The sequence below is a fragment of the Oscillospiraceae bacterium genome, from assembly GCA_015065085.1.
GTDB lineage: Bacteria > Bacillota > Clostridia > Oscillospirales > SIG627 > SIG627.
In genome coordinates this window covers 1-6,713 of sequence record SVQW01000022.1, presented here as the reverse complement: position 1 = coordinate 6,713, position 6,713 = coordinate 1, and the positions used below count along the sequence as shown (strand labels likewise).

The window sequence follows — 6,713 nt, the reverse complement described above, 5'->3', positions numbered from 1 at the left end:
TTTTTCAAGACCTGCCTTACCGCATTCGGGAGCAGTTACTTCTTCGTACTTTGTGAAGGAGTGAATGCCATTTGCACAGTCAGCCATTGTTTCTGCAACAGCCTTTACTCTTTCAAGAAGCTCAGCCGCATCAGCCATACTTGTGTTTTCATTTACCTTAAGAGCTTCAAGCTGAGATTTGATGTCAGAGAGCTCGTTTGCCATTTCTTCGCTGATTGTTGCATTTTCAAGTGCTTCATCAACGGAAGCGATTGCTTCGTCAATTTCTGTGTAATCAGCCTTGACATATTCGCCGCTTGCGATTTTTTCATCTGCATCAGCAACGATTTTTTCAAGCTCTGCAACTAAATCGTCAACTATATTCTGCTCGCTTTCCGTAAGGTCATTGGAGAGATGTCCGCATTCATTAGCTGCTGAATAGATTGCCTGCTTTGCTTCGGAAGTAAGGTCATCAGACTGAAGTAAAGCATTGATTTCTTCTGAAACAGCTTCATAAGCTGAGTAATCGGCGCTCTTTACAGTCTCTGTCTTTTCTTCACCGCAAAGAGTGCAGGTGTAGGTGTAATAACCATCCTTTGAGCCGAGAACTGCATCGTATACGGGTCTTGTGAGTACGCCTTCATCCCATTCGTGAGGACATTCCTTGATAGTTACATCAACAGTACCCTCAATGCCATAGTGGTTTTCATCAGCAAGAACTCTGTAATAAACTGTGTAGTTGCCTACATCCTTTGCCTGAGGAATACTTGTTGACCAGCTTGCACCGTCAAGGCTGTATTCGAAATCAGCACCCTCGACAATACCTGCAGAGACAAGATACTGTTCTTCGCCGTTATATGTAAGTGTATTGGGGGCGGGAGCAGTTAAGTTGTAATAAGCCTTTGTAATTGTGAACCACTTGCGGAATATACCGTCGTAGTTGCCCTCAAAGATGATGACTGCCGTTGCATAGTTTCCAACGTAAACATTGTCCTCGTAGCGTACGGTGTAGTCTGTACCTTCTGTCAATGTCACACCGTCAACAGTGATAGAGGTAACTTTGGGTTTCTTTTCGGTTCCGTCGTAAACGTAGCTGTACTGTTCCAGATTGATTTTCATTTCATCAATAATGTCGCCAATATCTATCTGTTCAACAGTCAGAGTACCGTCCACGAATGTGATCTCGTAGTTATCAGCGGTCAAGCCTTCGGGTGTGATCGAATAGTTACCTACATTGCCGTTCTGCGTATAGGTGTAGGTGTAAGCCAGCTCACCGCCAAGAACTCCTTCATTCTCACCATTAACAAAGCCGCTGTAAGTAACACCGTTATTTGTGGGAGCTTCGCCGTAGGTGATGGTTATATCGCTTGCTGTTACGGTCAATGGTGCTTTTTTGATGGTAACAGGCACGGAATCCTTTGCGCTGTCATTATGGTTTGCATTGCCCTTAACGTAATACCAAACCGTGTAATCGCCTGCATTTGTGCCTTGGGGGATGGTTGTGGTATACTCGCCGTTCTCGGTCAAGCTGTAAACCATCGTTCCGCCGACTGCCTCACCTGCGCTGATGAGATACTGCGCTTCGCCGATGTAGGTCAGCGTATCGGGGGTGGGTGCCGCTGCGATGACCGGGTTTGCATTTTCAATGATGAACTCTACGCTTGCCACAACGGCATTCTCGTTCTCGCCCATGCTAATGGAAGCGGTATAGGTGCCTGCATTCACAGGTTCGCCGGTAAAGGCTTCGCCGTCCTTGGTAAGGGTAACGGGAATAATCGTATTTTCCAAAGAGCCGGTCTTGGAAACGACAACCTCAACCGCATTGCCGTCATAGGTCTTGCCCTCTGCGCCGATGGTAGCGGTGCCGGTGTAACCGCAGTTTGCGGAGCAAGACTCTGTAATGATATTTCCGTTTGCGGAATAGGTCAGGGTGTGATTCTCGTTATTTACTACCACATCACCACAGTCGGAGCAAGCCTTATCGTGCGTACCGTCGCCGTTGTCGGTGTAGGTGTAACTATGATCCGCGTGTTTCAGCACCGTTCCCTCGGTCTCTCCGGAGTAGCTGGATACTGCCTTGCCGTCCACGAAGAAGTAATAATCCGCAGGCAGTTTGAGAACATCGCTGACATTGTATGTAGTGGGGTCCCAATAATCGGAATACAGTATAACATTCAGACCGGCTTCGGGAATCGTCGCATTGGTCAGTTCAAGAACGCCACCATACGCGCTGCGCAAAGAATTGTTCAGGGTAACACCGCTGCCAACAACGATTTTCGTACCTTCATCATTAGCGCTCATAAAAATATTGATGGAACCGGTACCGGTAATTTCTAATTCGCCATATTCGAGCAGGATACGCCCCCAAATAGGATCACTACATATGAGGGTATGTCCGTTCAGGTCAAGGGTATTCTTTGTTCCATCAGAATTTTCAATGATGATGGTATCTTTTATTGCAAGATCTGCCAGCAGGGTAATGGCTTGGTCAGCATAATTATTTTCTATCACCGTTCGCAATTCATCAGCCGTCAGATAATAGGTGGTGGTTTCACCGGTCTCGACCTTTGCGATGGCAAGCGAGGTTTCGCAATCCGTGCAGTTACCGGTAGCAGAGTCGAAACTGCTGTGGGGGCATTCCGCGCCGCAAACACAAGCGCCAGCGGGAGTGCCGGACTTGTAGTTGTGGGCTTCGCTGACGGTTTTGCCGCACACAGAGCATTCGAAGCTGTGGATGCCATTACCCTCGTCGGTGGCAGTGGTGTGAGTGCTGTCTTTGTGGTCACAGGCTTCACCGCAGACGCTGCAAATGCCATCGGTATAGTTGTGCGTAAAGCCGATAGACTTCCAAGTTTTGCCCTGCCATATGGTGCCATCCGTAACATCATTTTTCTTGTTGCAGTGCAACGTCAAGTCAATGTTAGCAAAAGGAAGACCTATCGTATTAAAATCTCTGAATGTGATGGCTCCTTCTGCGGAAAGCACAAGCTTGTTTAAAGCATCCAGTCCATCAAGGCCCCAAGCATCGATACTGGTCACATTGGGAAGATATATCGCCTCCAAATTCGAAACATACGTGATAGCCTCCATATCCAACGCTGTTGCACCGGGGAGTGTGAGGGTTTTCAATGCCAATGGGATTTTCGGTCCATCCGGAGTTAAGACCGTAATATTCGAAACAGCCTGCGCCCCGGCAATGGTGAGGTTGACACTGCCTGCAGCGGCAGTGGAGCTGCAAAAAGCCGTATTGATGGCGGTGAACATTTCTTCGTCTGCCTTTGCTGCAAGAACGATAGAAATATCGGTGTTACCTGCATTAAGCAGTTCCAACAAATCAGATTGCAGTTGCTCTGCTGTCATATTGACAGCAAAAATATCACAATGCACGTCGGGATTCACTTCACCGTAAGGAGCGTTACAATACTCGCAATAAGCCTGATGCGTATCGGTTGCCACACCGCCCGAACAAGCCACATTCGTGTCAAAGGTTGCTTCACCACAGTTACAGGTGGTATTGTGTGTGCCGTCTCCGTTGGATGCAGCCGTCTGCTCGGTATGGTTACACAGGAGCAATTCACCCTTTGCGTTCTGCTTTACTTCATAGCCATCCATAGCAGAAGCGAATTTGCCTATATCAAGGGTTATACCTTCGCCGGGGACTGCGAATATGCCGTCTGTAATTTCTTCCGTGTCAATTTTCACTCGCCATGTTTCACCATCGGCAGGCTGGGTGTTCAATGTGATCTTACTTCTCAAGTCAAATTCGCCGGCTCCGCCGCTTATGGTCGGTGTTCCTGATATGACTGCCTCTGTGGAGAAATAAGACCATATTGCATATTGACCGGCACCGGTGATTTTCGTATCGCCGCTGATGATAACGTTGCCGGAACTAATCCAAATACCGTAAGTGCTTCCGTAGATTTCTCCACCGGTGATCAGTACCGTATCGGTATCGTTGTTAACATCGAGCGCAGCGCCACTCTCATTTTGGATGGTGCCTCCGGTCATAGTAAAGATACCGGAAACTCCCACCTCTTCCAGTGTGCCGCTTTCCAAAAGCAGTGTGCCGGGACCACCATCATTAGTCCAACCAACATCCACACGACCATTGATATTGCCGTTGCCCTTGCTATCCCGAATCGTCAATTCGGAAGCGCCCCAAACTCTAAGTGTCCAAGTGTCAGCAGAAGCGAGAGTATGTCCGTTCAAGTCAAGAGTCAAGCCCTTAGCGGTAGTTTGGATGTAATCCGTCAAATTCATCACATCAGCCAGCAGTGTCAGCGTTGTGCCGTCAACCCAATTTGAAAGTGCTTCGTCAAAATCTGTGTACTCAACATCACCGATTTTCGCTACGGGTGTATCTGCCGCAAAGGCAAAGGGTACGCTCGTCACAAGCATTAAGATTGTGAGGATGATTGATAGGGTTTTCTTTAAGGTTTTGTTCATTTGATTCATCTCCTTTTGGGAAGTTGTTTTTATATAGTTATAATTTTTCTTTTTTCTTATTCTATTCACGCCGTCGCTGTTCGCATTTGCAAAGGCCGATGTAATCCTCCCGCTTATCAAAGTATATGCAGTTATCACACCAGCTTTCGCCGTTATTGTCGGGTTTGATTTTATAATGCTGACAAATATCCTGAAATGCCGTTGCAAAGGGAAAACCGTCTGCCGTGTAAACGGGCTCGGATATAAAATCGGGATATATGGGAGTCGGCTCCCAATTTTCACGCTCTGCATCCGTCCCGTAGCCGTAGCGGATAGTGAAACGGTTATCTGAAATAACAGCAACTTTATAGATGTCACCGTCACGGATTTTGTTTCCCATTTTTATACCTCCCTTGCAGGAAAATCGCCCTGCTGAAATCTGTGTTGACATTATTATATACTATTTTTTTCCTTTGCGGGGTAACTTTTTGGTCCAAAAAAGTATAGTTTTTTTTCCGAAAACGGCTGTTTTGGTTCCGTTTTGGAATAATAAACGATTTTTTCAAAAAAAATTGCAACCGCTAAAAAAAGCAGTTGCAAATTAAAATTATTCAGTTTTAAACAAAGGCTCCAAGCTCCTTTCTTTTGTTGACACCTGTTTTATTCATAGCATCGTAAAGAGCCTTTTTGGCAGAGGCTTCGCTTATCTTTAATCGTCTGCTTATTTCCGTGTTTGAACAGCCGTAGGCGGCAAGCCTTGCAATCTGTCTTTCACGAACGGTAAGCTCCGTTGAAATGTTGCGTTTAAGCACTGTGTTGTGAAGCTTCGTCCAGCCGTCAAGAAGAGTTTTATGTAAATTAAGATATTTCTGATAGGCTTCTTCATCTGCAAGGCGGAGTCTGTCGTCAAGAAGATAGTCAAACTGTCTGCGGTGCTCAGCAAGAATGCCTAAAAGTCCGTCGGGAAGTGCAAGGGCAACTGCTTTATCAATATGCTTTATTGCCGTTTCTTCTTCACCCGTCTGATGATAAGCAACGGCAACAAGCAAACGAAGGTAAATTTCCGGTATAACTGTTTTTGCAGCTACTGTCTGTGCAATCAGCGGCTCTGTTATATAAGGTATGGTTTTCATAAGTCCCATACCCGTGACATCAGGCAGAGTAAATTCGCCCTTTGCCATTTCCTGAGCAAGAACTAACAGATATTTAACATAAAACACCTTTGCGGCAGGGTGCGAATCAGCGGGGAGATGCTCAAACTGCCCGTGTGTGAACCATTCGGGATAATCGTTAAGGTCACGGATGGCACTGTCCACACAGGCAAGGGAAAGAGAAAGAATATCTCTGTCATTATCATCCTTTACGGGAGCCTCACAGATATGTACCTTTGCCTTATTCCACAGCGTGACATCACCCTGCCACATAGCAACAAGAGCAAGAAGCATACCTGCGGAAACCACGGCATACATACCCGAATGATGCTCTAAAAAATAGCTTGAATGCTCAAAAACCTTTTCAATATCACCACGGCTGTAAGCAATTTCAGCTTCAAAGAGCCTTTGTGCTTCGGGATGATTTGAAAGAGAAGCAATAACCTGCTGTGCCGAGCCGGGAACGGTGTAAAGGTCTGTCATATCAAGAAAGGGAGCCTTTCTTATAAGGGGCTCATTAAATTCATTGATTTTATCCATGCATACGCCTTCTTCTGAAGATAACCTTTAATACAGTTCTACATTATACTACAATTAACCGCCGAATGCAATTACCGTTTCTGTATTTCTTCTTTCCCGAATTACGTCCCGAATTAAAGCTGTACCGTTGCTTACTTCCAAGAAAACTGCCGTGATAAAATAAGTAAGTTTAGCGGACGCTTCTACTCTTTGCAAGACAGCCGCCGAATAAGGCGGCTTTTTGTATTGTCCTCATTAAGAAAAACGTCAAATGTACAATTTAGCAAACGAACATCCATGAAAAAAAGATTTTGACATAAAACAACTCCACTCTCATTGTATCAAAATAAGAGTGGAGTTATGGTGCGGATGACGGGAGTCGAACCCACATGAACTTGCATTCACTAGGACCTGAACCTAGCGCGTCTGCCAATTCCGCCACATCCGCTTATTATTCTGTGCACTGCAAAAGTGCTTTATTATGTTATCACAAGAAGAATAAAATGTCAATCTTTTTTACTTTATAGGAAATTCCTCGAAACCAGAAGACGCAAAAAAATAAGCCTGCGGAAAAAGCAGGCATAGAAAAATAGGCGAAAATAATCAGAAGATATAAAAGCCTTCAGCACCGAAGAAATC

The 6,713-nt window shown here is 45.6% G+C and carries 3 protein-coding genes and 1 tRNA gene; all 4 read right to left on the bottom strand.

Going from position 1 to position 6,713, the window contains the following annotated elements:
- The coding region (locus tag E7588_10370) for a hypothetical protein (GenBank protein ID MBE6689651.1) at positions 1-4,425 on the bottom strand (4,425 nt) is incomplete at its 3' end.
- A 61-nt stretch (positions 4,426-4,486) separates the two neighbouring features.
- On the bottom strand, positions 4,487-4,804 hold the full coding sequence (locus E7588_10365; GenBank protein ID MBE6689650.1) for a hypothetical protein: 318 nt from the start codon (positions 4,802-4,804) through the stop codon (positions 4,487-4,489).
- Positions 4,805-5,021: 217 nt separating this feature from the next.
- Complete coding sequence (locus E7588_10360; protein ID MBE6689649.1) at positions 5,022-6,095, bottom strand: helix-turn-helix transcriptional regulator; 1,074 nt, start codon at positions 6,093-6,095, stop codon at positions 5,022-5,024.
- A gap of 340 nt (positions 6,096-6,435) precedes the next feature.
- Positions 6,436-6,522 (bottom strand) — tRNA-Leu (locus tag E7588_10355).
- Between the last annotated feature and the right edge of the window lie 191 nt (positions 6,523-6,713).